The following is a 351-nucleotide window of genomic DNA, read 5'->3' on the forward strand; positions in this document are numbered from 1 at the left end:
GGCCCCTCGGCCAGGATCGCGCCGCGCTGCAATACCGTGATCTTGTCGGCAATCGACGAGACCACGTTCATGTTGTGCTCGACCATCAGGATGGTGCGCCCCACCGCCACCTTGCGGATCAGCTCGGTGACGCGCGCCACGTCTTCGTGGCCCATGCCCTGGGTGGGCTCGTCCAGCAGCATCATCTCCGGCTCCATCGCCAGCGTGGTGGCGATCTCGAGCGCGCGCTTGCGGCCGTACGGCAGGTTGACCGTCACCGTCTGCGCCACATCGGTCAGCCCGACCTGCTCGAGCAGTTCCATGCCGCGTGCGTTGAGCGTGTCGAGCGTGCCCTCGCTGCGCCAGAAATGA

1 protein-coding gene is annotated in these 351 nt (G+C 66.7%); it reads right to left on the reverse strand.

Translation table 11 applies throughout. The features are described from left to right. Nucleotides 1-351: ATP-binding cassette domain-containing protein (locus tag ACYP5B_RS44575; protein WP_459573851.1), on the reverse strand; the 351-nt coding region annotated here is incomplete at both ends.

The sequence above is a fragment of the Cupriavidus sp. 8B genome, from assembly GCF_054589115.1.